Source organism: Actinomadura coerulea, from assembly GCF_014208105.1.
Classification (GTDB): domain Bacteria; phylum Actinomycetota; class Actinomycetes; order Streptosporangiales; family Streptosporangiaceae; genus Spirillospora; species Spirillospora coerulea.
On record NZ_JACHMQ010000001.1, the window covers coordinates 3,183,413 to 3,209,026 of the forward strand.

Below are 25,614 nucleotides of genomic sequence, written 5' to 3' on the forward strand. Positions count from 1 at the left end.
GTCACCTTCGACGGGCCTCGCGACTACTGAAGTCTTACCGGACGGAGCCAACACTATTCACGGAGTCAATGCAAAGACACCGGGGAAACCAGGAATCCAGCGATGGGTATTCCGCCAATTAGCGGTTGTACACCTGATGGGCCGGAACCGGTTCAGGCAAGGAAATCGAACACCGCGCCGGAGCCCGCGGCGCGCGCCGCGGTATAGGCCGTCCAGCTCAGCGCGAGGTCCTGCCAGGGCAGCCCGACGGGCGCGTACACGGTGACCTCGCCGTCCCTCACCCGTCCGGGCACCTGGCCGCGCATCAGGTCGCGCAGCGTCCCGGCGGCGTGCTCGACGTCCAGGCCCGCGCCCGCCAGCACGCCCATCTCGACGGCCAGGGCGACGTCGTCGACGACGACGCGGGCGCCCTCCAGCAGGTCGGCCCCCAGTTCGGCCTTGCCGGGCTGGTCCGCGCCGAGCGAGGTGAGGTGCGTCCCGGGGGCCACGTCGGCGGCGTGCAGCAGGGGGCGGCGCGCCCAGGTCGCCAGGACGACGATCCCGGCGTCCCGGGCGGCGGCCCGCGGGTCCGGCGCGACGGTCGCGGTCACGTCCAGCCGGGCGCCGTGCCGCGCGGCGAAGTCCGCGGCGCGGCCGGAGTCCAGGTCGAACACGGTGAGGTCGCGCACCCGGCGCAGCTCCCCCAGGCCCCGCATGACCAGCTCGGCCTGCGCGCCCGCCCCGATCACCGCGACCGAGCCGGCCGCGGGGCGCGCCAGGGCGTGGGTTCCGAGCGCGGCGGCCAGGCCGGTGCGCCAGGCGGTCACGGTCGCCGAGTCCAGCAGGGCCAGCAGCTCACCGGTCGCGAGGTCGTGCAGGCAGACGACGCCGCGCAGCGCGGGGCGGCTGCCGGGGAACTTGGCGTTCACCTTCACCGTGTAGGCGGGGATCCCCTCGATCACGCCCGGCATCAGCGCCGTCGCGGTGCCCTGCCCGGGCAGCTCGACGATCACCCGGCGGGCGGCGGCCCCGCCGTCCCCGGCCGTGAAGCCGCGGCGCAGGGCGTCCAGGCAGGAGGCCGGGTCGAGCAGCGACTCAAGGATGGAACGGGCCAACAGGAGCGTCACCGGACCATCCTCCCGTCCCCCGAGGGCCCGCGTCACCCCCGGGGGCCGCCTGCCGGCCGGCCCCTCGGGGGCCCGCCGGAGCTCCCGGGCGCCGGGAGGCCGCGCGGGTTTCGGCCCTGATCTTTCTGGCCGTTCTGGCGCGGGAGCCCGGGCCGAACCTCGTTCTCACCCGGCGGGCGGCGGTTGGTATTGCCGGACTGACCACGCACGCCGCCCCGAGAGTGCCAACGGGAACGTGCCGAATTGGTCACCTTCTGCGTCTTACGTCCACCTTGACCGTTCTTACACCATGTCGATGACCTCCGGCGCACCACTCGGGTGCGCCCCATCCCCCGTGGAGGCACAAGTGAAGATCCGTCACAGGCGCGTCCGTGCCGCGGCCGTCACCACGGCCGCCGCCGGCCTGGTGGCCGCCACCCTGGCCACCGCTCCCAGCGCGTCCGCGTCCCCCGCCGCCCCCGCCGCCCCCGCCGCTCCCGGTGACGTCGCGACGTCCCTGGCGCACCAGCTCGGAACCCGCAGCGCGGGCTCCTACCTCAAGGACGGCAAGCTGGTCGTCACGGTCACCGACGCGCAGGCCGCCCAGGCCGTCCGCGCCGCGGGCGCCGTCCCGCGGACCGTCGCGCGCAGCGGCGCGGACCTGAAGAAGGTCGAGGCCGCGCTCAAGCGCGACGCGACCGTCCCGGGCACCGCCTGGGCCGTGGACCCGGCGAGCAACCAGGTCGTCCTCAGCGTGGACAGCACGGTCAAGGGCGCCGGGCTGAAGAAGGTGCGCGCCGCCGCGAGCAGGCAGGGCGCCGCGGTCCGCACCGAGAGCGTCGCCGGGAAGTTCCAGACGCTCACCCGGGGCGGCGAGGCCATCTACACCGGCGGCGCCCGCTGCTCGCTGGGCTTCAACGTCAGGAGGGGAGGCGGCTACGCCTTCATCACGGCCGGGCACTGCACCAACATCGGCTCGACCTGGACCGACAGCTCCGGCCGGACGCTGGGCCGCACCGCCGGCAGCAGCTTCCCCGGCAACGACTACGGCATCGTCACCTACTCCTCGACGCCCACCGACACGCAGGGCACGGTCAGCCTGTACAGCGGCACCCGCGACATCACCAGCGCCGGGAACGCCGCGGTCAACCAGACCGTGTACCGCAGCGGCAGCACCACCGGCCTGCACAGCGGCCGGGTCACCGCCCTCAACCAGACGGTCAACTACCAGGAGGGCAGCGTCAGCGGCCTCATCCGCACCACGGTGTGCGCCGAGCCGGGCGACAGCGGCGGCTCCCTGTTCGCCGGGAACACCGCGCTCGGCCTGACCTCGGGCGGCAGCGGCAACTGCTCCTCGGGCGGGACGACGTTCTTCCAGCCCATCACCGAGCCGCTGTCGGTGTACGGGGCGTCCGTCTACTAGACGGCTCCCCGGGAGGCTCCCCCTTCAGCGACGGGCCGCCCCCGCCACGGACTCCCGTGGGGGCGGCCCGTCCGCGCGTCAGAGGGCGGGGACCTCCAGGGTCCGCAGGACCTCGGCGATCACGGCGGGCCGCTGGTCGGCCAGGTAGAAGTGCCCGCCGGGCAGCACCCGGAGCGCGAACCGGCCGCGGGTGGCGCGCTCCCAGCCGCGCGCGAGCTCCGGGTCCACGTGCGGGTCGGCGTCCCCGACGATCGCGGTGACCGGGACGGTCAGCGGCGGCTCGGGCCGGTGCGCGTACCGCTCGATCAGCGCGAAGTCGTTGCGGACGTACGGCAGGACGAGCTCGCGCAGCTCCGGCTCCGCGAGCAGCTCGGCGTCGGTGCCGCCGAGCTTCACCAGCTCGGCGACGAGGCCGTCGTCGTCCTTGTCGCGGACGCTCTCGCCGCCCCGGTCGTCGGGCGGGCGGGCCCCGGAGGCGAACACGTGCACCGGGGCGGTGCCCCGCTCCTCCAGCAGCCGGGCCACCTCGTAGGCGAGGACGGCGCCCATGCTGTGCCCGAACAGCGCGGCGGGGCGGTCCATCAGCGGCGCCATCGCCCCGGCGATGAGCCGGGCGAGCTGCCGCGCGTCGGTGACGAACGCGTCCGCCATCCGGTCGGCGCGCCCCGGGTACTGGACGGCCTGCACCTCGACGGCCGGGCCGGCCTCCTTGGCCCACGCCCGGTAGAACACCGCCGACCCGCCCGCGTGCGGCAGGCAGAACAGCCGCGTCGGCGCCCAGGGGCGCGGTTCGGGGCAGCGGAACCAGGTCACGTGATCAACTCCTCCTCGTACCGGCGGGACACCGCGCGGGGGTCGCGCGGCAGCGGCCACGGCGCGACCCGCGGGTCCGGCACGAGCTTCGGCGCGGTGCTCTCCGCCGCCACCTTAAAGCCCCGCCGCCGGTAGTTGGCGATGGCGTTCGGGTGGTCGAGGCTGCTGGTGCGCAGCCACACCCGCGTCGCGGGTCCGCTGGACACGGCCCACAGCTCGCCGCGCTGCCAGGCGCGGCGGGTGCACTGCTCGACGAGGTGGCCGCCGTAGCCGCGCCCGACGAACGCGGGGGTGAGCCCGACCAGGTGGATCTCGGTGTCGCCGCCGGGCTGCGCCTCGATCTCGAAGAAGCCGGCGATGGTGCCCTCGGCCATCGCGATCCACGTGGCCAGCTCCGGGCGCTCCACCCAGGCCCGCCACTGCTCGTACGTCCACGGGAAGCGGTCGGTCCAGCAGACGCGGGCGCCGACGGTCGCGTAGAGGGCGCGGCTGACGTCCGGGGACGGCAGCCCGGCGAGGGTGAACGTCATCTCGACGCCGGGCAGCGGCGCGGGACGCAGGTCGGCGGAGTCCAGCATCTCCATCTCCCACTCGGTGACCGAGGGGATCCGCAGACGCGCGGTCTCCGGCGGCCTCCAGCCCGCCTCACTCACCCATGGCCTCGACGAGGCTCTTCGGCCGCATGTCCGTCCAGTTCTCGTCGACGTAGTCGAGGCACGCCTGGCGGGTGTCCTCGTCCTTGGCCACCGTCCAGCCGGCGGGGACCTCGGCGAAGGACGGCCACAGCGAGTGCTGGCCCTCGTCGTTGACGAGCACGAGGTAGGTGCCGTCCGGGTCCTCGAAGGGGTTCGTCATGGTGTTCCTTTCCGTGCCGGCTTCAGTGGTCGCGCGTTCCGCTGTGAAGTTTGTCGAGCTTGACCGCCAGGACGGCGCCCATCTCGGCGGCCGGGCCGGGGTCCAGGAGCAGGTGGTGCTCGGCGTCGACCGGGTAGTCCTCGATCTCGCCCTCCACGAGCGGGCCCCAGTTGGACCGCCCGGTGGGCGCCTCCCCGGTGCGGCCCCGCAGGGCGGTGAAGAACACCACGTCGCCGCGGAACCGTCCCGGCCGGTACTCCCCGGCCTGCCGGAGCCCGTTCTCGTAGTTGCGGTAGACGTTGACGAGGTCGTCCTCGCCGAGGGTGGCGAGGGCGTCGTCGCGGGCGGCGAGGATCCCCATGATCTGCTCCATGTCGGGGTTGCCGTCCGGGGCGATCGCCCTGGCGTCGACGCCGATGCCCTGCAGCAGCTCGGGCAGGATCTCCCGCTCGTCCCCCGCGAGGTCCTGGCCGTGGTAGGAGTCGATGAGCGCGAGCAGCCCGACGGTCTCGCCCTCGGCCTGGAGCCGTACGGCCATCTCGTAGGCGACGAGCCCGCCGAGCGACCAGCCCACGAGGTGGTAGGGCCCGGACGGCCGCACCGACCTGATCTGCTCCAGGTAGTCGCCGGCCATCTCCGCCACGGACTCCGGCAGGTCGGACCGCGTGAACGCGCGGGCCTGCAGCCCGTAGACCGGCTGGTCGGGCCCGAGGTGCCGCTGGAACTGCAGGTAGGGCCAGGCGAGGCCGCCGGCCGGGTGGACGAAGAACACCGGCGGGCGGGACCCGGACGTCCGGATCGCGAGCAGCACCTCGAAGCCGATGCGGTCGCCCGGGTCGCCGGCCCTGGCGAGCGCCTCGACGGTCTGGTGGGTGAACACGTCGCGGGGCGTCAACTCGACGCCGGCCTGCCGGGCGCGGTTGGCGAGCTTCAGCGCGGCGATGCTGTCGCCGCCGAGGTCGAAGAAGCTGACGTCGGCGGCGACCCGGTCGAGGCCGAGGACGTCGGCGACGATCCCGCACAGCCGCTCCTCCTCCGGGGTGCGCGGGTCGCGGCCGCCGGCGGCGGCGTAGTCGGGGGCGGGCAGGGCGCGCCGGTCGAGCTTGCCGGTCGGGCCGACGGGGAACGTGTCCAGCCGGACGAACGCGGCGGGCACCATGTACTCCGGCAGCCTCGCCCGGACGAACTCGCGCAGGCCGTCCACCGGACGCCCCTCGCCGGCGGTTCCGGGGGCCGCGTCCTCCCGGGCGGCCAGGGCCGGCGCGATGACGTAGGCGACGAGGGCCTTGGCGCCGGGCGCCTCCTCCCGGGCGACGACGGCGACGTTGGCGACGTCCGGGTGCGCGGCGATCGCCGCCTCGACCTCGCCCAGCTCGATCCGGAATCCGCGGATCTTGACCTGGAGGTCGGCGCGGTCGACGTACTCCAGGTTCCCGTCGGGCCGCCACCGCATGAGGTCGCCGGTCCGGTACATGCGGTCCCCGGGCGCGCCGAACGGGTCGGCGACGAACCGCCCGGCGGTGAGCGCGGGCCGCCGCAGGTAGCCGCGGGCGACGCCGGCGCCCGCGAGGTAGGCCTCGCCGACGACGCCGGGCGGGACGGGGCGCAGGCCCTGGTCGAGCACGTAGACGCGCATGTCGTCGCAGGGCCGGCCGAGGACCGGCGTGCGCTCCGCCGGGTCGGAGAGGGGCCCGCGCAGCGGCGCGGCGGTCGTGTACGTGGTGGCCTCGGTGGGCCCGTACACGTGGACGACCTCGGTGTCCGGGCAGGCGGCGAGGACCTTGCGCATCGCGGCGGGCGACCCGGCCTCCCCGCCGGTCAGCACCTCGCGGAGCCGGGCGAAGGTGTGCGGGCGCTCCTCGCCGACGAGGTTGAACAGGGTGGTGGTGAGGAAGGCGGCGGTGACGTCCTCGGTCTCGATGACCTCCTGCAGCGCGGCGGCGTCCAGGTGGCCGGGGGGCGCGATGACGGCCGTGCCGCCGTTCAGCAGCGGCGTCCACAGCTCGTAGGTCGACGCGTCGAACGCGTGCGAGGAGTGGACGAGGACCCGGTCGTGGGCGCCGCCCCGGAGCCGGCCGTCGGTGGCGAGGGCGACGGCGTCGCGGTGCGTCACCATGACGCCCTTCGGCAGGCCGGTGGAGCCGGAGGTGAAGAAGACGAAGGCGAGCTGGTCCGGCAGGCACGGAACGCCCGGGTCGGTGTCCGGGGCGCCGGCGAGGTCCGGGGCGTCCACGGCGACGATCCGCGCGGCGGTGCCGAGGGCGGCGGCGCGGTCGCGCATGGCGCCGTCGACGACCAGGACGGGCGCGCCGACCTCGCCGATCGCCCACGCGATCCGCTCCGGCGGCTGCCCGGGGTGGACGGGCGCGTAGGCGCCGCCCGCCTTGAGGACCGCCAGGGACGCGACGGCGACGTCGGCGGACCGTTCGAGCAGGAGGGCGACGCACGTCTCCGGTCGGACGCCCAGCTCGACCAGCCGGTGCGCCAGCCGGTTCGCGCGCGCGTCCAGTTCGGCGTAGGTGGTCGACTCGCCGGCGGCGCGGAGGGCGGTCGCGTCCGGGGTCTTCGCGCACTGCGCGGCGAACCCGCCGGTGAGGGTGCCGGGGGCGCGGCCCGTCCCGGCGCCCTGCCAGTTCCGCAGGACGTCGGCGCATTCCTCGTCGTCCAGGACGCGGACGCGGCCGAGCGGCAGGTTCGGCCGGTGCGCGACGGCGTCCAGGATGCGCAGGAGGCGCCGCATCAGCCGCTCGGCGTCGTCCCGGCCGAACAGGTCGGGGCGGTGGTCGATGCGCAGGGACAGGCGGCGGCCGGGGACGGCGGCGAACGTCAGCGGGTAGTGGGTGGCGTCGTACCCGTCCACGTCGCGGAGGGTCAGCCCGCCGAGGTCGGCGCCGGCGGCGTCCGGGTCGAACGGGTAGTTCTCCAGGACGGTCATCGTGTCGAACAGCGTCCCGGTGCCGGTGAGGCGCTGGATGTCGGCCAGGCCGAGGTGGTGGTGCGGCATCAGCGCGGCCTGCTCGTCCTGGAGGCGGGTGAGCGCCTCGGCGACGGTGTCGGCGGGGCGGACGCGGACGCGGATCGGCAGCGTGTTGATGAACAGGCCGATCATCTGCTCGACGCCGGGGAGCTCGGGCGGGCGGCCCGACACGGCGGCGCCGAACACGACGTCGTCCGAGCCGGTGAGGCCGCCGATCAGCGCCGCCCAGGCGAGCTGCACGACCGTGTTCAGGGTGACGCCCTGGGCGCGGGCGCGCGTGTTGAGCGCGGAGGTGAGGTCCTCGGTGAGGAGGGTCCGGACGCGTCCGGGCGTGCCGCCGCCGAGGTCCGGCTCGGGCGCGCCGGGCGCGACGAGCGTGGGCTCGTGGACGCCGTCGAGGGCGCGGCGCCAGGCGTCCTCGGCGGCGGGGCGGTCCTGCGCGGCGAGCCAGGCCAGATAGTTCTTGTACGGGGCGACGCGCGGCATGCCGGCGTCGTCGCCCCCGGCGAGGTACAGCGCGAACAGCTCGGTCTGCAGGACGGGCGTGGACCAGCCGTCCAGCAGGATGTGGTGGTTGGTGAAGACCATGCGGTGCAGGCCGTCCGCCAGCCTGATGAGCATGAAGCGCAGCAGCGGCGGCCTCGCCATGTCGAACGGGCGGGCGCGTTCGGCGGCGGCCAGTTCGCGGGCCCTGGCCTCGCGTTCGGGTTCGGGGAGGGCGGACAGGTCCTCGTCCTGCCACGGCAGCCGCACCGTGCGGTGGACGACCTGGACCGGGGAGCCCTCCTTGCGCTGCCGGAACCCGGCCCGCAGGTTCGCGTGCCTGCGCAGCAGGGTCGCCGCGGCGGCCTTCAGCGCGTCCGCGTCCAGCGGGCCGCGCAGGTCGAACACGATCTGCGCGGTGTAGACGTCGTGGCCCGAGTCGTAGAGGGCGTGGAAGAACAGCCCCTCCTGCAGCGGGGAGAGCGGGAGGATGTCCTCGAGCTGCGACCTGCTCACTCCGTCTCCCATTCGCCGTCGAGCTCGGCGGCGAGCTCGTCGATCTCGTCCTGGCTGACGTCGACCAGGGAAAGGTCCGACGGGGTGAACCCGCCGACGGGGCCTTCGGCGGCGCCGCCGACGTGCGCGACGAGACCGCGCAGCGCCGCGTACCAGCGGCCGGCGAGGTCCTCGATCGCGGCGTCGTCGAACAGGGCGCCGGCCCATGTCCACGTCGCGGACAGCTCGGGGCCGCCGGGCAGGTCGCGGGTGTGCGCGTTGACCTCGACGGCGTGGACGAGGCCGAGCGCGGCGTCCTGGCCGCCGCCGAGGGCGTCGCCGTCGGCCTGGCAGGCCGGTCCCCAGTCGGTGGCCTCGGGCGCGGCGGAGCGCCCGAGGTAGTTGAACGCGATCTGCGGGCGGCCGCGCAGCCGCTCGCCGGTCGCGGGGTTGAGGTGGCGGAGCAGCCCGTACCCGATGCCGTTGTCGGGGATCTCGCGGAGCTGCTCCTTGACCCGCTTGAGGGCGGTGCCCACGGCCTGGCCGCCCTCGCGGACGTCGGCGGGCTCGACCAGGCCGGCGTCCAGGCGCACCGGGTAGATCGAGGTGAACCAGCCGGCGGTGCGGGACAGGTCGACGCCGGGGACGATCTCCTCGCGGCCGTGCCCCTCAAGGTCGATGAGGACCGCCGTGTCCTCGGACGTGCCGCGGTCGCGCCGCCATTCGGCGACGGCGAGGGCGAGGCCGGTGAGCAGCACGTCGTTGGCGCGCCCGTGGAACGCGGCGGGCACGTCGGTGAGCAGCGGCCCGGTCACGTCGGCGGGCAGGTCGAGGGTGAGGTGCCGGGCGGTCCCGAAGGTGTCGGCGGCCGGGTCCGGCGGGCGGGCGCCGAGAACGGGGTCGGGGGTGGCGAGGACGTCCTCCCAGAGCGGCAGCTCCGCCGTGCGGGCGGGGTCGGACGCCTCGGCGGCGAGGCGCTGCGCCCAGCGGCGGAACGAGGTCGGGACGGGGTCGAGGCCTCCCCCGGCCCAGGCGGTGACGAGGTCGGGCAGCAGGATCCGCCACGAGACGCCGTCCACGGCCAGGTGGTGGACGGTGAGCAGGAGGCGCCCGGACGCGGCGGGGCCTGCGTCGAACCAGACGAGCCGCGCCATGGTCCCGGCGGCCGGGTCGAGGGCGCGGCGGGCGGCCTCGGCCTCGGCGGCGAGCACGGCGCGCAGGTCCGCGGCATCGAGGCCGGCGACGTCCACGCGGCGGACGAGGGGCGCGGCGTCGACGGTGCCGGGCTCGGTGACCTCGAACTCGTCGCCGGTCACGCGCAGCCGGAGCATGTCGTGGTGGTCCAGGAGCGTCTGGAGCGCGGCGGTCAGCCGCTCCGTGCCGAGGCCCGGCGGGACCTGGAGCAGCATGCGCTGGCTGTAGCCGCCGACGGGGCCGTGCAGCTCCTGGAACCAGCGCATGATCGGGGTGGCGGGGACGCGGCCGATGCCCGCGCCCGGCGCCTCCGCTTCGGTCCTTCCGCCCTCGCCGACCGGTTGGGCGGCGGCGGCGAGTTCTTCGACGGTCTGGTGCTGGAAGACCTCGCGGGGGGTGATGACCAGGCCGGACTGGCGGGCGCGGGAGACGAGCTGGATCGCGATGATGGAGTCGCCGCCCAGATCGAAGAACCCGTCGTCGATCCCGACCCTCTCCAGCCCGAGGACCTCGGCGAACAGGCGCGCGAGCGTCTCCTCCTGCTCCGTGCGCGGCGCCCGCGACGACACCTTCGCGGCGAAGTCGGGGGCGGGCAGCGCCTTGCGGTCGAGCTTGCCGTTGGAGGTCAGCGGCAGCGCGTCCAGTTCCACCACGGCCGCCGGGACCATGTGGTCCGGCAGGAACCTCGCGGCGAAGCGGCGCAGTTCGGCGGTGTCGGCGCCGGACGCGACGACGTAGGCGATGAGGCGGTCGTCGCGGACCACGACGGCGGCGTCGCTGACGTCCTCGTGCCTGGTCAGGACGGCCTGGATCTCGCCCGGCTCGATCCGGAAGCCGCGCAGCTGCACCTGCTGGTCGCCCCGGCCGAGGTAGTCGAGGGTCCCGTCGGGGCGCCAGCGGCCGAGGTCGCCCGTCCGGTACATGCGGGTGCCGGGCTCGCCGTGCGGGTCGGCGACGAAACGCTCCGCCGACAGGCCGGGACGGTTCAGATAACCGCGCGCCAGACCGGGCCCCGCGACGTACAGCTCCCCGGCGACACCCGGCGGGACCGGCTGGAGACGACCGTCCAGAACATAGACGCGCAGGTCAGGGATACCGACGCCGATGAGGCTCCCCGCCGCCGTGGCCGCGTGCACGGGGTCGAGGGCGAGGTGGGAGACGTGCACGGTCGTCTCGGTGATCCCGTACATGTTGACGAGGACCGGCGCGTTCTCGTCGTGGCGGGAGTACCAGTCCTCCAGACGGCCCAGGTCGAGTGCCTCGCCGCCGAAGACGATGTAGCGCAGGGCCAGGTCCCTGCCCGGGCTCTGCTTGTCGGCCGCCATCAACTGGTAGAAGGCCGACGGCGTCTGGTTGAGGACGGTGACCTTCTCGGCGGCGAGCAGGTCGAGGAAGTCCTCGGGCGAACGCGACGTCAGATAGGGGACGACGACCAGCCTGCCGCCGTACAGCAGCGAGCCCCACAGCTCCCAGACCGAGAAGTCGAAGGCGTAGGAGTGGAACAGCGTCCACACATCGCCCGGACCGAACTCGAACCACTCCTCGGTCGAACGCAGCAACCGCACCACGTTCTGATGCGGAACCACCACACCCTTCGGACGCCCCGTCGAACCCGACGTGTAGATGACATAGGCCGGATGGCCGGGGTCGATGGCGACGCCGAGGTCGGTCGCGGGAAGGTCCGGGTCGTCCAGCCCCTCCAGGTCCTCCGGACGCAGGGTCACGACAGGACGGGCGTCTTCGACCATGTAGGCGATGCGGTCTTCCGGGTAGTCCGGGTCGATCGGAACGTAAGCCGCCCCGGCCTTGAGCACCGCGAGGATCGCCACGACCAGGTCGGCCGAGCGCGGCAGAGCCAAAGCCACGAACTGCTCAGGCCCCACACCCTGCTCGACCAGCCGCCGGGCCAGACCGTTCGCCCGCGCGTTCACCTCCCCGTACGTCCACGACACACCCTCGAACGACACCGCCACCGCGTCCGGACGGACCGCGGCCTGCGCCTCGAACAGCGCGGGGATCGTCGTGCGCGGAACGTCGCCGTCCTTGCCGCCCGCCCAGCGGCGCAGCAGCGTGCGCCGCTCGCCGCGGTCGAGGATCTCGGCGGTGGTGATGGGCGCGTCGGGGTCGGCGGCCAGTTCGCGGACGAGGCGCTCGAACCGGCGGGCGATCGCCTCGGCGGTGGCGGGGTCGAAGAGGTCGAGGGCGTATTCGAGACCGGCCTCGATGCCGCCGGGCGCGCCGTCGCCGGCGTGCCGCTCCTCCAGGTAGAGGGACAGGTCGTACTTTGCGGCGCCCGCCGCCAGGGGCTCGGCGCCGCCGGTCAGGCCGTCCAGTTCGAGCCGCGCCTCGGGGTTGTTCTGGAACGACAGGACGACCTGGAACAGCGGATGCCGCGCCATCGACCGGGGCGGGTTGAGCACCTCGACGAGCCGCTCGAAGGGCAGGTCCTGGTGGGCGTAGGCGGCGAGGTCGGTGTCCTTCACCCGTCCCACCAGCTCCCGGAACGACGGGTCCCCCGAGGTGTCGGTGCGGAAGACGAGCATGTTGACGAACATGCCGACCAGGTCGTCCAGCGCCTCGTCGGTCCGGCCCGCGATCGGCGAGCCGACCGGCACGTCCGTCCCCGCGCCGAGCCGCGTGAGCAGCGCCGCGAACGCGGCCTGCATGACCATGAAGAGGGTCGCGCCGCTCTGCCGGGCGAGGGCCAGGAGGTCGGCGTGGAGTTCGGCGTCCAGCTCGAAGGCGTGCGTGCCGCCCCGGTAGGACGCCTGCGCCGGGCGCGGCCGGTCTGCGGGCAGCGGCAACTCCTCGGGCAGCCCCGCCAGCGCCTCACGCCAGTACGCGATCTGCCGCGAGATCAAACTGTCCGGATCATCCTCGGAACCGAACAACTCACGCTGCCAAAGCGTGTAGTCCGCGTACTGCACGGGCAACGGCGACCACTCCGGCTCACGGCCCTCCGCCCGCGCCGCATAGGCGACGACCACGTCGCGGGCCAGCGGCGCCATCGACCAGCCGTCCGCCGCGATGTGGTGCAGGACGAGCATGAGGACGTGCGTGCCGCCGCCGAGCGCGAACAGGCGGGCGCGCAGCGGCGGCTCCACCGACAGGTCGAAGCCCTGCCCGACCGTCGCGGCCAGTGCCGCCGGCAGCGCGCTCTCCTCCACCTCCGCGGCGTCGAGGCGGGGGCGGGCGTCGGCGGGGTCGAGGACGAGCTGCCGGGCGGTCCCCGACCCGTCGGGGAAGATCGTGCGGAGCGGCTCGTGGCGCGCCGCGACGTCGGCCAGCGCGGCGCGCAGCGCGGCGAGGTCGAGGTCCCCGTCCAGGCGCAGCGCGATCGGCATGTTGAACGTCGCGGGGGCGCCCTCGAACCGGTTGAGGAACCAGAGCCGCTGCTGCGCGTACGACAGCGGGACGACGTCCGGACGCTCGGACCGTGCCAGAGGCGGGCGCGGGTCCCCCTCCGCCTCGGCGAGCCGTTCGGCCAGGCCCGCCGGAGTCGGCGCCTCGAACAGCGCGCGGACGGGCAGTTCGGCGCCGAGCGCGGAGCGGATCCGGCTGACGAGGCGCGTCGCGGTGAGCGAGTCGCCGCCGAGGTCGAAGAAGCCGTCGTCCGCGCCGACCCTCGGCACGCCGAGGATCTCGGCGAACAGGCCGCAGAGGATCTCCTCCCGCGGGGTGCGCGGCGCGCGGCCCGCGGCGGCGCCCGCGTCGGGCGCGGGCAGCGCGGCCCGGTCGAGCTTGCCGTTCACGGTGAGCGGCAGCGCGTCCAGGACGGTGAACGAGGGGACCATGTGGTCGGGCAGCCGCTCGGCGGCGTACCGCCGGACGGCGGCGGAGTCGACGCCGGACCCGACGAGGTAGGCGGCGAGGCGCCGGTCGCCCGGACGGTCCTCGCGCACGACGACGGCGGCCCGCGCGACGCCGGGGCATCCGGCGAGGACGTTCTCGATCTCGCCGGGCTCCACCCGGAAGCCGCGGATCTTCACCTGGTCGTCGGCGCGGCCGACGTACTCGACCGTCCCGTCCGGCCGCCACCGGGCGAGGTCTCCGGTGCGGTACATGCGCTCGCCGGGCGCGCCGAACGGGTCGGCGACGAACCGCTCGGCGGACAGGCCGGGCCGGTCGTGGTAGCCGCGCGCGAGCTGGGCGCCCGCGAGGTACAGCTCGCCGGGGAGGCCGGCCGGGACCGGCTGGAGCGCGCGGTCGAGCACGTAGGCCCGGGTGCCCCTCTGCGGGGCGCCGACGGTCGGGCGGTCGCCGGCGGCGACCACCGCGTTCATGGTGTCGACGGTCGACTCGGTGGGCCCGTAGAAGTTGCGCGCGGTGAGGCCGGGGACGGAGCGCAGCTCCGTCCACAGGCTCTCACTGATCGCCTCGCCGCCGAGCAGGAGCTGCGAGGGCACGTGACGGCCGTCGGCGTCCAGCAGGCCCGCCTCGCGGAGCGAGGCGAAGTGCGACGGGGTGGTGTTCACCAGGTCGATTCGCGCGCGCGCCACGTAAGCGGTGTAGGCCTCCACGTCGCGGCGGGTCTCGTCGTCGATGAGGTGCAGCTCGTGGCCGTACATCATCCACAGCAGGCCCATCCAGGACGTGTCGAACGAGAACGACGCCAGGTGGGCGAACCGCATCCGGCGGCCGCCCGCGGCCTCGACCACCGGGTCGATGAACGCGTCGCGGTGGGCCTCGAAGTAGTTGAGCACGCCCGCGTGCGGGACGGTCACGCCCTTGGGGCGACCGGTGGAGCCCGAGGTGTAGATGACGTAGGCGGCGTTGTCCGCCCGGAGGCCGCGGACCCGCTCCCCGTCGGCGGGGTCGTGGGAGGGCCGCCCGGCGGCGTCCGGGAGGTCGCCGGCGGTGATGGTCAGCGCCGGGCGGCAGTCGTCCAGCGTGGAGGCGACGCGGTCGGCCGGGTACTCGGGGTCGACGGGCACGTACGCGGCGCCCGCCTTCAGGACGCCGAGGATCGCGACGACGATCTCGGGGGTGCGCGGCAGGACGAGCGCGACGCGGTCCTCGGGGCCGACGCCCCGGGCGATCAGCTCGTGGGCGAGGCGGTTGGCGCGCGCGTTCAGGTCGGCGTAGGTCAGCCGGGCGCCTCCGCAGACGAGGGCGGTCCCGTCCGGGGTGCGGGCGGCCTGGGCCTCGAACAGGGCCGGGAGGGTGCCGGAGGGAGCGGCGGCGGCGGTGTCGTTCCACGCGGTGAGGTCCGCCCGTTCGGCGTCGTCCGCGAGGTCCACCGCGCCGATCGCCTGGTCCGCGTCCTCGGCGAACGCCTCCAGGAAGCGGCGGACGCGCGCGAGCAGCGCCTCGACGGCGGGCGCCTCGAAGACGTCGGGCCGGTAGTGCAGGCGGAGCGAGAGGCTCTCGCCCGGGACGGCGACGAACGACAGGGGGAAGTGGGTGGCGTCGTAGGAGTCGGCCGCGGCGATGCGGACGCCGTTGAGGGAGGCGTCCATCGAGGACGGGTCGAACGGGTAGTTCTCCAGCACCGTCATCGTGTCGAACAGCGCGCCGCCGTGGCCCGCGGCCCGCTGGATGTCGGTGAGGCCGAGGTGGTGGTGGGCGAGCAGTTCGGTCTGCTCGTCCTGGAGCCGCTCCATCAGCGCGCCGAGCGGCTCGTCCAGCCGGTACCGGACACGGACCGGCAGCGTGTTGATGAACAGCCCGATCATCTGCTCGATGCCGGGCAGCTCGGGGGGACGGCCGGACACGGTCGCGCCGAACACCACGTCGTCCGTGCCGAGGAGCCGTCCGAGGACGAGCCCCCAGGCGCCCTGGAGGACGGTGCTGAGCGTGACGCCGTGGCGGCGGGCGGCGCGGGTGAGGCGGCGGGTGGTGCGCTCGTCCAGCCCGGTGACCGTGCGCTCGGGGCGTTCGGGCGCGCGGGCGGCGGCCGCGGGAGCGACGAGCGTGGGCTCCTCCACGCCGTCGAGGGCGCGGCGCCAGGCGTCCTCGGCGGCGGCGCGGTCCTGCCGGGAGAGCCAGGCCAGGTAGTTCTTGTAGGGGGTGACGCGCGGCATCCCCGTGTCGTGGCCGCCCTGCATGTACAGCAGGAACAGCTCCGTCACCATGATCGGTGTGGACCAGCCGTCCAGCAGGATGTGGTGGTTGGTGAAGATCAGCCGGTGCCGCTCGGGGCCCGTGCGGACGAGGACGAACCGCAGCAGCGGCGGCGCGGTCATGTCGAAGCCGCGCGCCCGCTCCCGCAGCACGACGGCGTCGGCCTCCGCGCCGGAGGCGGCGGTGACCTCCTCCCATGGCAGCTCGACGGTGCGCGGCACGACCTGCACGGGCCGCGACAGGTCCTCGTGCCAGAACGCGGCGCGCAGGTTGGGGTGGCGGCGCAGCAGGTTCGCCGCGGCGGTCCGCAGCGCGGCGGTGTCGAGAGGGCCCTCCAGGTCCAGGACGAGCTGGGCCGTGTAGACGTCGCCGTCGCCGGCGTCGAAGAGGGCGTGGAAGAAGAAGCCCTGCTGCAGCGGCGACAGCGGCAGGATGTCCTCGAGGTCGCCCCGGTTCACTTCTTCTGCCTCCACGCGGTCTGCAGCTTGTCGATCTCGCCCTGGTCCAGCTCCACCAGCAGGTCGGACGGGGTGAACCCGCCGTCCGCGCCGCCGGCGACGTCCGCGACGAGGCCGCGCAGCGCCGCGAACCAGCCCTCGGCCAGCTCCCGGACGTCGGCGGAGTCCAGCAGCCCGCCCGGCCAGGTCCAGGTGGCCGACAGCACCGGGCCCGCCGGCAGGTCCCGGGTGACGGAGTTGACCTCCAGGGCGTGCGCCATCGGCATGCGGGGGTCCTCCCCGGCGGGCAGCTCCTCCGGCGCGAGCGTCCAGTCGCCGCCGTCGCCGCCGTCCGCGACCCGGCCGAGGTAGTTGAACGCGATCTGGGCCCGCGGGACCTCGGCGAGCTCGGCGTCGCCGTCCACGTGGCGCAGCAGCCCGTAGCCGAGGACGTCCGGGACCGCGCGCAGCTGCTCCTTCACCTTCTTGACGGCCGCGCCGCCGGTCGCGCCGCCCGCGTCCAGCCGGACGGGGTGGATCGAGGTGAACCAGCCGGCGGTGCGCGAGACGTCCACGCCCGGCACGGAGTCCTCGCGGCCGTGGCCTTCCAGGTCGACCAGCACGCCGGTGCCGCGCCCGCCGCGGCGCCTGCGCCACTGGGCGACGGCGACGGCGAGGCCGGTGAGCAGCACGTCGTTGGCGCGCCCGTGGAACGCGGCGGGCACGTCGGTGAGCAGCGGCCCGGTCACGTCGGCGGGCAGGTCGAGGGTGAGCGAGCGGGCACGGGCCGCGATGTCCGCGCGCGGGTCGAGCGGGCGGTCCCCGAGCTTCTGCGGCGGGCCGTCGACGATGTCGAGCCAGTCCTCCACGTCCCGTTCGCCCCGCTCGGCGGCGGTGAGCTTCTGCGCCCAGCGGCGGAAGGACGTCCCGACCGGCTGGAGCTCCCCCCCGGCCCAGGCGGTGACGAGGTCGGGCAGCAGGATCCGCCAGGTCACGCCGTCCACGACCAGGTGGTGCAGGACGACGAGGAGGCGCCCCTGCTCGCGGTCCGCGTCGAACCAGACGAGCTGCGCGACCGTCCCGGCGGCCGGGTCGAGGCGGTCGCGGGCGGCGGCGGCCTGCTCGGCGATGACCGCCTGGACCTTGTCGCCGTCCAGGCCCGCGACGTCGACGCGGGTGACGAGGTCGGCGGCGTCGACCGAGCCCGGCGGGCGGACGACCGGCTGCCAGCGGCCGCCGGCGGCGTCCAGGCGGAGGCGCAGGACGTCGTGGTGGTCCAGGAGCGTCCGGAGCGCGGCGGTCAGCCGTTCCGCGCCTAGGCCCGGCGGGGTGCGCAGCAGCATCGGCTGGTGGAAGCCGCTGATCAGCGACGCGTCGCCGCCCACCCGGTCGCGCAGCCAGGCGATGATCGGTGTGAGGGGGACGGGTCCGACCCCGGCGCCCGGCGCCTCGGCCTCGATCTCCTTGCCTTCGCCGACCGGTTGGGCGGCGGCGGCGAGTTCTTCGACGGTCTGGTGCTGGAAGACCTCGCGGGGGGTGATGACCAGGCCGGACTGGCGGGCGCGGGAGACGAGCTGGATCGCGATGATGGAGTCGCCGCCCAGATCGAAGAACCCGTCGTCGATCCCGACCCTCTCCAGCCCGAGGACCTCGGCGAACAGGCGCGCGAGCGTCTCCTCCTGCTCCGTGCGCGGCGCCCGCGACGACACCTTCGCGGCGAAGTCGGGGGCGGGCAGCGCCTTGCGGTCGAGCTTGCCGTTGGAGGTCAGCGGCAGCGCGTCCAGCTCCACCACGGCCGCCGGGACCATGTGGTCCGGCAGCTCCCTGCCGACGAACCGGCGCAGCTCGGCGGCGTCGGCGCCGCTGCCCGCCACGTAGGCGACGAGCCGGTCGTCCCGGACGATCACAGCGGCGTCCGAGACCGCCTCGTGCCGGACCAGGGCCGACTCGATCTCGCCCGGCTCGATCCGGAAGCCGCGCAGCTGCACCTGCCGGTCGCCGCGCCCGAGGTATTCGAGACGGCCGCCGGCCAGCCACCGGCCCACGTCGCCCGTCCGGTACATGCGGGTGCCGGGCTCGCCGTGCGGGTCGGCGACGAAACGCTCCGCCGACAGGCCGGGACGGTTCAGATAACCGCGCGCCAGACCGGGCCCCGCGACGTACAGCTCCCCGGCGACACCCGGCGGGACCGGCTGGAGACGACCGTCCAGAACATAGACGCGCAGGTCAGGGATACCGACGCCGATGACACTGCCGGGCGCGGTCGCCGCGTAGGCGCGGTCCAGTGCCACGTACGAGACGTGAACCGTGGTCTCGGTGATCCCGTACATGTTGACGAGGACCGGCGCGTTCTCGTCGTGGCGGGAGTACCAGTCCTCCAAGCGGCCCAGGTCGAGTGCCTCGCCGCCGAAGACGACGTAGCGCAGGGCCAGATCCCTGCCCGGGCTCTGCTTGTCGGCCGCCATCAACTGGTAGAAGGCCGACGGCGTCTGGTTGAGGACCGTCACCCGCTCCCTCTCCAGAAGATCGAGGAAGTCGTCCGGCGAACGCGACGTCAGGTAGGGGACGACGACCAGCCTGCCGCCGTACAGCAGCGAGCCCCACAGCTCCCAGACCGAGAAGTCGAAGGCGTAGGAGTGGAACAGCGTCCACACATCGCCCGGACCGAACTCGAACCACTCCTCGGTCGAACGCAGCAACCGCACCACGTTCTGATGCGGAACCACCACACCCTTCGGACGCCCCGTCGAACCCGACGTGTAGATGACGTACGCGGGGTGATCCGGAGAGATCTCGATCCCGAGGTCGGTGCCGTCGTACCCGGCCGTGTCCAGATCGGTGAGGTCTTCTGGACGCAGGGTCAGGACCGGGTAGGCGTCCTGGACCATGTAGGCGATGCGGTCTTCCGGGTAGTCCGGGTCGATCGGGACATAGGCGGCCCCGGCCTTGAGCACCGCGAGGATCGCCACGACCAGCTCCGCCGAACGCGGCAGAGCCAAAGCCACGAACTGCTCAGGCCCCACACCCTGCTCGACCAGCCGCCGGGCCAGACGGTTCGCCCGCGCGTTCACCTCCCCGTACGTCCACGACACACCCTCGAACGACACCGCCACCGCGTCCGGACGGACCGCGGCCTGCGCCTCGAACAGCGCGGGAATCGTGGCCCGTTCCGCGGGGCGCGCCGTTCCGCCCGCCCAGTCGCCGAGGACGAGCGAGCGCTCCCGCGACGACAGGACGCCGGCGGCGCCGATGGGGGCGTCGGGGTCGGCGAGCAGCGACTCCAGGTACCGCTCGAACCTCTCGACGAGACCGCGCGCGGTGGCCGGGTCGTAGAGGTCGAGCGCGTACTCCAGCTCGCCGTCGAGCCCGTCCTCCCGCTCGGTGAGGATCATCAGCAGGTCGAAGCGGGACACCCCGGCGGTGAGCGGTTCGAGCTCGGCGCTGAAGCCGGGCATCTCCAGCCGCGCCTCCGGGTTGTTCTGGAACGTCAGCCCGACCTGGAACAGCGGGTGGCGGGCCAGGTGGCGGGGCGGGTTCAGCACCTCCACGAGGCGCTCGAACGGGACGTCCTGGTGCGCGTAGGCGGCGAGGCCGGTCTCCTTCACCCGTCCCACCAGCTCCCGGAACGACGGGTCCCCCGAGGTGTCGGTGCGGAAGACGAGCATGTTGACGAACATGCCGACCAGGTCGTCCAGCGCCTCGTCGGTCCGGCCCGCGATCGGCGAGCCGACCGGCACGTCCGTCCCCGCGCCGAGCCGCGTGAGCAGCGCCGCGAACGCGGCCTGGGCGACCATGAACGGGCTGGCGCCGGTCTCCTGCGCGATCTTCTGCAGGCCCGCGCGGACCCCGGCGCCGAGCCGGAACCGGGCCGTCCCGCCCCGGTAGGACGCCTGCGCCGGGCGCGGCCGGTCTGCGGGCAGCGGCAACTCCTCGGGCAGCCCCGCCAGCGCCTCACGCCAGTACGCGATCTGCCGCGAGATCAAACTGTCCGGATCATCCTCGGAACCGAACAACTCACGCTGCCAAAGCGTGTAGTCCGCGTACTGCACGGGCAACGGCGACCACTCCGGCTCACGGCCCTCCGCCCGCGCCGCATAGGCGACGACCACGTCGCGGGCCAGCGGCGCCATCGACCAGCCGTCGCCGCCGACGTGGTGCATGAGCAGCAGCACGACGTGCTCGCGCGGCCCGACCCGGAACAGGTGGGTGCGAAGCGGCGGCTCGGCGGAGATGTCGAAGGCGTACCCGGCGGCCATGGCGAGCCGCGCGGGCAGCTCCGCCTCCGTGGTGTCGGCGATCTCCAGTTCGGGCCGCGCCGCGGCCGCGTCCAGGACGAGCTGGCGCGGCACTCCCCCGCTGTCGGGCAGGACCGTGCGGAGCGACTCGTGCCGCTCGACGAGGTCGCCGACGGCGGCGCGGAGCGCGTCCACGTCCAGGGGGCCGCGGATGCGCAGCGCCACCGGCATGTTGTAGGTGGCGGACGGCCCCTCGAACCGGTTCAGGAACCAGAGCCGCTGCTGGCCGGGGGACGGCGGGACCACGGCGGGGCGTTCGCGCGGCTCCAGCGCGGGACGCGCGGGGGCGGCGCCGCGCCCGAGCAGGGCGGCGAGGCCGGCGACGGTCGGCGCCTCGAACAGCGCCCGGACGGGCAGCTCCGCGTCGAGGGCGCGGCGGACCCGGCTGACCACCCGCATCGCGATGAGGGAGTTGCCCCCGAGCGCGAAGAAGTCGTCGTCGGCGCCGACCCGCTCCACGCCGAGCAGGTCGGCGAAGACCGCGGCGACGGCCTCCTCCGCCTCGCCCGACGGGGCGCGGTACGCGGTCGCCGGAGTGATCGTCAGCTCCGGCCTCGGCAGCGCCCCGGTGTCGACCTTGCCGTTCGGGGTGAGCGGCATCTCCTCCAGGACGACGACGGCGGCCGGCACCATCGACTCCGGCAGGCTCTCGCGGATGTGGGCGCGCAGCTCCTCGGGGTCGAGGGTCTGGCCGGGCGCGGCGACGACGTACGCGACGAGGCGCTTCTCGCCCGGCCCCGCCGCGGCCTCCGGGGCCCGCGGGAGGTCCCGCGGGGCGCCGGGCAGGTCGAGGGCGCCGACGGTGACGGCGCCGCCGGAGGCGACGGCCGCCTCCAGGGTCCGCCGGTACCAGCCGGCGAGGCGCTCGGCCGTCTCGCGGTCGAACAGGTCGAGGGCGTATTCGAGGGTCCCCGCGTACCCGCCCGCGCCGTCGCGTGCGTCCTCCAGGAGGAACTCCAGGTCGAACTTGGCGACCCCGGCGTCCAGCGGCTCGACGGCGACGTTCAGGCCCGGCAGCTCGACCGACGCCTCGGGGTTGTTCTGCAGGGTCAGCATGACCTGGAACAGCGGGTGCCGCGCCAGCGACCGCGCCGGGTTGAGCACCTCGACGAGCCGCTCGAACGGGACGTCCTGGTGGGCGTGGGCGGCGAGGTCGGTCTCCCGGACGCGGGCGAGCAGCTCGGCCATCGACGGGTCGCCGGAGGTGTCGGTCCGCAGCACCAGAGTGTTGACGAAGACGCCGACCAGGTCGTCCAGCGCCTCGTCCGTGCGGCCCGCGACGGGCGAGCCGATCGGCACGTCCGTCCCGGCGCCGAGCCGGGTGAGCAGCGCGGCGAGCCCGGCCCGCAGCACCATGAACACGCTGACCTGGTGGTCGCGGGCGAGGGCGCGCAGCCCGTCCGCCAGCTCCGCCGGGACCTCGAAGGCGACCTGCCCGCCCCGGTAGGACGCGCGCTCCGGGCGGGGGCGGTCGTGCGGCAGCCTGATCTGGTCGGGCAGCCCGGCGAGGGCGTCCTTCCAGTAGGCGATCTGGCGGGCGGCGAGGCTCGCCGGGTCCCGCTCGTCGCCGAGCAGCGCGCGCTGCCAGAGCGCGTAGTCGGCGTACTGGACGGGCAGCGGCGCCCAGCCGGGGGCGCCGCCGTCGCGGCGGGCCAGGTAGGCGGTGATGACGTCGCGGGCGAGCGGCGCCAGCGACCAGCCGTCGCCGGCGATGTGGTGCAGGACGATGAGGAGCAGGTGCTCGTCCTCGCCGAGCCGGTACAGGTGGGCGCGCAGCGGCGGCTCGTTCGCCAGGTCGAAGCCGCGGGTGGCGTCGGCGAAGAGGGCGGCGCGCAGGTCCGCCGGCTCGGTGACCGTCAGACGCGGATCGGCCTCCTCCGGCGCGAGGACCACCTGGTGCGGCTCGCCTTCGGGGTCGGCGAACAGCGTGCGCAGCGGCTCGTGGCGGGCGACGACGTCGCGCAGCGCCTCCCGCATCGCCGCGGGATCGACCGCGCCGGTGAGGCGCAGCGGAATCGGCAGGTTGTAGGTGGCGGTGAGCCCTTCGAGCCGGTTCAGGAACCAGAGGCGCTCCTGCGCGTAGGACACCGGCAGCGGGACGGGACGCTTCTCCATCGCCCGCAGCGCGGGGCGTTCGGCGTTCCCGGCGGAGGCGATGTACTCGGCGAGCCCCGCCACGGTCGGGGCCTCGAACAGGGCCCGCACGGGCAGTTCCACGTCCAGTGCGGCGCGGGCGCGGGCCACGACGCGGGTCGCCTTGAGGGAGTCGCCGCCGTGGTCGAAGAACCCGTCGTCGACACCGATGCGCTCCAGGCCGAGGACACCGGCGAAGATCCCGCAGAGGATCTCCTCGCGGGCGTCGCGGGGGCCGCGGGAGGTGAGGGACGCGGCGAAGTCCGGTTCCGGGAGCGCCGCGCGGTCGAGCTTGCCGTTCGGGGTGAGCGGCATCTCCTCCAGCACGACGACGGCGGACGGCACCATGTGGTCCGGCAGCGTCCTGGCGACGAACGCCCGCAGCTCGGCCGGGCTCGCGGAGCCGACGACGTACCCGGCGAGGACGGTGTCGCCGACCGCGTCGCGGCGCGCGACCACGACGCTCTGCGTCACCGCCGGGTGCGCGGACAGCGCCGCCTCGATCTCGCCCGGCTCGATGCGGAACCCGCGGACCTTCACCTGGTGGTCGAGGCGGCCGAGATACTCGATGTGTCCGGCGTCGTTCCAGCGGACGAGATCGCCCGTCCGGTACATCCGCTCCCCCGGCCCGCCGAACGGGCACGCGACGAACCGGTCCGCGGTCAGGCCGGGGCGGCGCAGGTATCCGCGAGCCAGCCCCGCACCCGCGAGATACAGCTCGCCGGGCACGCCGACCGGGACCGGGGCCAGCCTGTCGTCCAGCACGTAGGCGCGGGTGTTGGCCATCGGGCCGCCGATCGGCGCCACCCCGTCGGGGTTGCCGTCGTCGACCCACCAGGTGGAGAAGACCGTCGCTTCGGTGGGACCGTAGATGTTGGAGATGCGGGCCTCCGGCAGCAGCGCCCGGACGTCCCGCAGGAGCCGCGGCGGCAGCGCCTCGCCGCCGAGCGCCACGTCCCCCGCCTCCAGCCGCGGGCCGCCGCGCGCCAGCAGCGCCGACACGGCCGACGGCACGCCGCTGACCAGCGTCCCGGACCAGCCGCCGCGCTCGGCGACCTCCAGCAGGTCCCGCATGACCTCGATCTCGCCGCCGACGGTGAGCGGCAGCAGCCACTCGAACACCGACACGTCGAAGTTCAGCGACGTGGAGAACAGCACGCGCGCCATCGTCGAGGCGGGCCCGTAGCTCGCCATCGACTTGACGCACAGGTCCACGACGTTGGCGTGGGAGATGACGACGCCTTTCGGGCGCCCCGTCGACCCGGAGGTGTAGATGACGTACGCCGGGTTCCCGGGCCGCAGCGGCCGGACGCGGTCGGCGTCGGTGACGTCGTCGCCGCGGAGCCCGTCCAGCGCGAGCGCGTCGAGCTCGACGCGGGCGGCGCCGGGCGGCAGGTCCACGTCCCGCGTGGTGACGACGCAGGCGGGGGCGGCGTCCTCCAGCATGTAGGCGACGCGGTCGGCGGGGTAGGCCGGGTCGACCGGCTGGTAGGCGGCGCCCGCCTTCAGCACGGCCAGCGCCGCGACGACCAGGTTCTCGTCGCGCGGCAGCGCCAGGGCGACGAGGTCCTCCGCGCCGGCCCCGCGCGCGATCAGGTGGCGCGCGAGGCGGTTGGCGCGCTCGTTCAGCTCCCGGTAGGTGAGGGTCGTGCCGCCGCGGGTGACGGCCGGGGCGTCCGGGGTGCGCGCGGCCTGCGCCTCGAACAGCTCAGGGGCGACGGCGGGCGGGGCGGGGACCGCCGTGTCGTTCCACTCCTCCAGCACGAGGGCCCGCTCCGCGTCGTCGAGCAGGCCGATCTCGCGCAGCGGCGTGGCCGGGTCGACGTCGGCGAGCGCGCCCAGGAACCGGATGTACCGGTCCAGGTGCTTGGCGACCCGGTCCTCGGCGTACAGGTCCGGGTGCGCCTCGAAGTCGACGCGCAGGCCCGCCCCGTCGAAGTTGTCGTAGATGTTGATCGAGAGGTCGTCGATCGGCCCCGTGGTGATCGCGTGCATGCGCGCCGGGAGGCCCGCGAAGTCCAGCCGGTAGTCGAACGCCATGATGTTGATGACCGGCCCGTAGAGGCGGGGGCGCTCGCCGAGCAGCTTCAGGTCCCGCAGCAGGTCCTCGCGCCGGTAGTGCTGATGGCGCAGCGCCCGGGCGCTCGCCCGCGTCGCCGCGCGGACCAGCTCCTCCACCGTCATGTCGGCCCGGACCGACACGCGCAGCGGCAGCACCGTCGCCAGCATCGCCGGGGTGTCCAGCGCGATCTGCGTGGTGCGGCCGGTGACGGCGAGGCCGAGGACGACGTCCCCGGTGCCGGCCATCCGCGCCACGTACGCGGCCATCGCCGCGATCGCCAGGCCCGGCGTCGCGGTGCGGAGCCGGCGCGCGCCGGCCGCCAGTTCGGCGGTCCGCTCCGGCGGGACCACGGAGGTCAGGCTCAGGTAGTCGGCGGTCGGCTCGGCCGTCTCCTCCGACAGCGACACCGCGACGGGCCGGTCGGCGAACCGCTCGGTCCAGTAGGCGCGGTCCCGCTCGAACTTCTCCGACGCCCGGTAGGCCTCCTCCTCGGCGAGGACCCTGCGGTAGTCGCCGGCCTCCGCGGGGACGTACTCGCCCCCCGCCGCCAGCGACGTGTAGATCTCCGCGGCGCGATGGGCGATCAGCGGGCCGCAGTAGCCGTCCTGGATGATGTGGTGCGCGCGGATGAACCAGCGGTGCAGGCGGGGGGAGAGCCGCAGCAGGGCCGTGGAGTACAGGCGCGCGGCGTCCAGCGGCAGCGGCTCCGCCATCGCCGCCCGCATCCACGCCCGCGCGGCCGTGTCCGGGTCGGGCTCGGCGGACAGGTCCACGAGCGGGATCGTCGCCGTCGCGTCCGGGTCGAGCACCTGGTGCGGCAGGCCGTCCCGCTCGGCGATCCGGATGTTCATCGCCAGCGCCTCGTGGGCCGCGATGCGCGCCACCCGGTCGAACAACCCGTGGTCGACCGGGCCCTCGATCTCGATGTACTGCGCGATGTGGATCGGTGTCCGCGGCGCCAACTGCTGCGCGTACCAGACGCTCTGCTGAGCGGCCGAAAGGGGAACGTACTCGGTGGACATCAAGCGGTGCTTTCCCGGTCGCAGGGGGTTTGCTTCACGCCCGGTTTCGGGTCCGGCAGGACGCCGGCGGGCGGAAATCCAAAGAGAATGACCACAGAAATGATCGGGTTTCCCCGTCCCCTTTCACCCCGGGTTCCCTCCGGGGGACGCACATCGCCCGCGCGATCCCGGAGCCAACGCCCTGTGTTCCGGCCAATACGGAGCGCCGCCGCTTTCCGCCCTCGCCCGTCTTCCGCCCTCGTCCCACGATCTACTCAGGAGTAGCGAGGTCACAGTC

The 25,614-nt window shown here is 74.5% G+C and carries 8 protein-coding genes; 1 reads left to right on the forward strand and 7 read right to left on the reverse strand.

Annotated elements, in window-relative coordinates; all coding sequences use genetic code 11:
• Positions 1-152: 152 nt before the first annotated feature.
• Positions 153-1,106 (reverse strand): ornithine cyclodeaminase family protein, encoded by a 954-nt coding sequence (locus BKA00_RS14675; protein ID WP_185025432.1) that lies wholly within the window; start codon positions 1,104-1,106, stop codon positions 153-155.
• Positions 1,107-1,452: 346 nt separating this feature from the next.
• On the opposite strand from BKA00_RS14675, the gene BKA00_RS14680 reads away from it, so the two are divergent.
• Entirely contained in the window at positions 1,453-2,508 is a 1,056-nt protein-coding gene (locus BKA00_RS14680) for a S1 family peptidase (protein WP_230299089.1), read from the forward strand.
• Between the two features lie 78 nt (positions 2,509-2,586).
• On the opposite strand, the gene BKA00_RS14685 is transcribed toward BKA00_RS14680, so the two are convergent.
• From BKA00_RS14685 to BKA00_RS14710, 6 genes are read right to left on the reverse strand one after another with little or no spacing between them, the layout of a single operon-like run.
• Positions 2,587-3,321, reverse strand: a complete 735-nt coding sequence (locus tag BKA00_RS14685) for a thioesterase II family protein (protein WP_185025436.1) — start codon at positions 3,319-3,321, stop codon at positions 2,587-2,589.
• Positions 3,318-3,974 (reverse strand): GNAT family N-acetyltransferase, encoded by a 657-nt coding sequence (locus tag BKA00_RS14690; protein ID WP_230299090.1) that lies wholly within the window; start codon positions 3,972-3,974, stop codon positions 3,318-3,320. Before BKA00_RS14690 ends, BKA00_RS14685 begins: the two co-directional genes overlap by 4 nt.
• Positions 3,967-4,176, reverse strand: a complete 210-nt coding sequence (locus tag BKA00_RS14695) for an MbtH family protein (RefSeq protein ID WP_185025438.1) — start codon at positions 4,174-4,176, stop codon at positions 3,967-3,969. The genes BKA00_RS14690 and BKA00_RS14695 overlap by 8 nt, the downstream gene beginning before the upstream one ends.
• A 22-nt stretch (positions 4,177-4,198) precedes the next feature.
• Positions 4,199-8,152: a non-ribosomal peptide synthetase gene (locus BKA00_RS14700; RefSeq protein ID WP_230299091.1), complete on the reverse strand. Its 3,954-nt coding sequence runs from the start codon at positions 8,150-8,152 to the stop codon at positions 4,199-4,201.
• Positions 8,149-15,861 (reverse strand): amino acid adenylation domain-containing protein, encoded by a 7,713-nt coding sequence (locus BKA00_RS14705; RefSeq protein WP_338072132.1) that lies wholly within the window; start codon positions 15,859-15,861, stop codon positions 8,149-8,151. Before BKA00_RS14705 ends, BKA00_RS14700 begins: the two co-directional genes overlap by 4 nt.
• Positions 15,843-25,337, reverse strand: a complete 9,495-nt coding sequence (locus tag BKA00_RS14710; RefSeq protein ID WP_185025442.1) for a non-ribosomal peptide synthetase — start codon at positions 25,335-25,337, stop codon at positions 15,843-15,845. Before BKA00_RS14710 ends, BKA00_RS14705 begins: the two co-directional genes overlap by 19 nt.
• Positions 25,338-25,614: the final 277 nt, after the last annotated feature.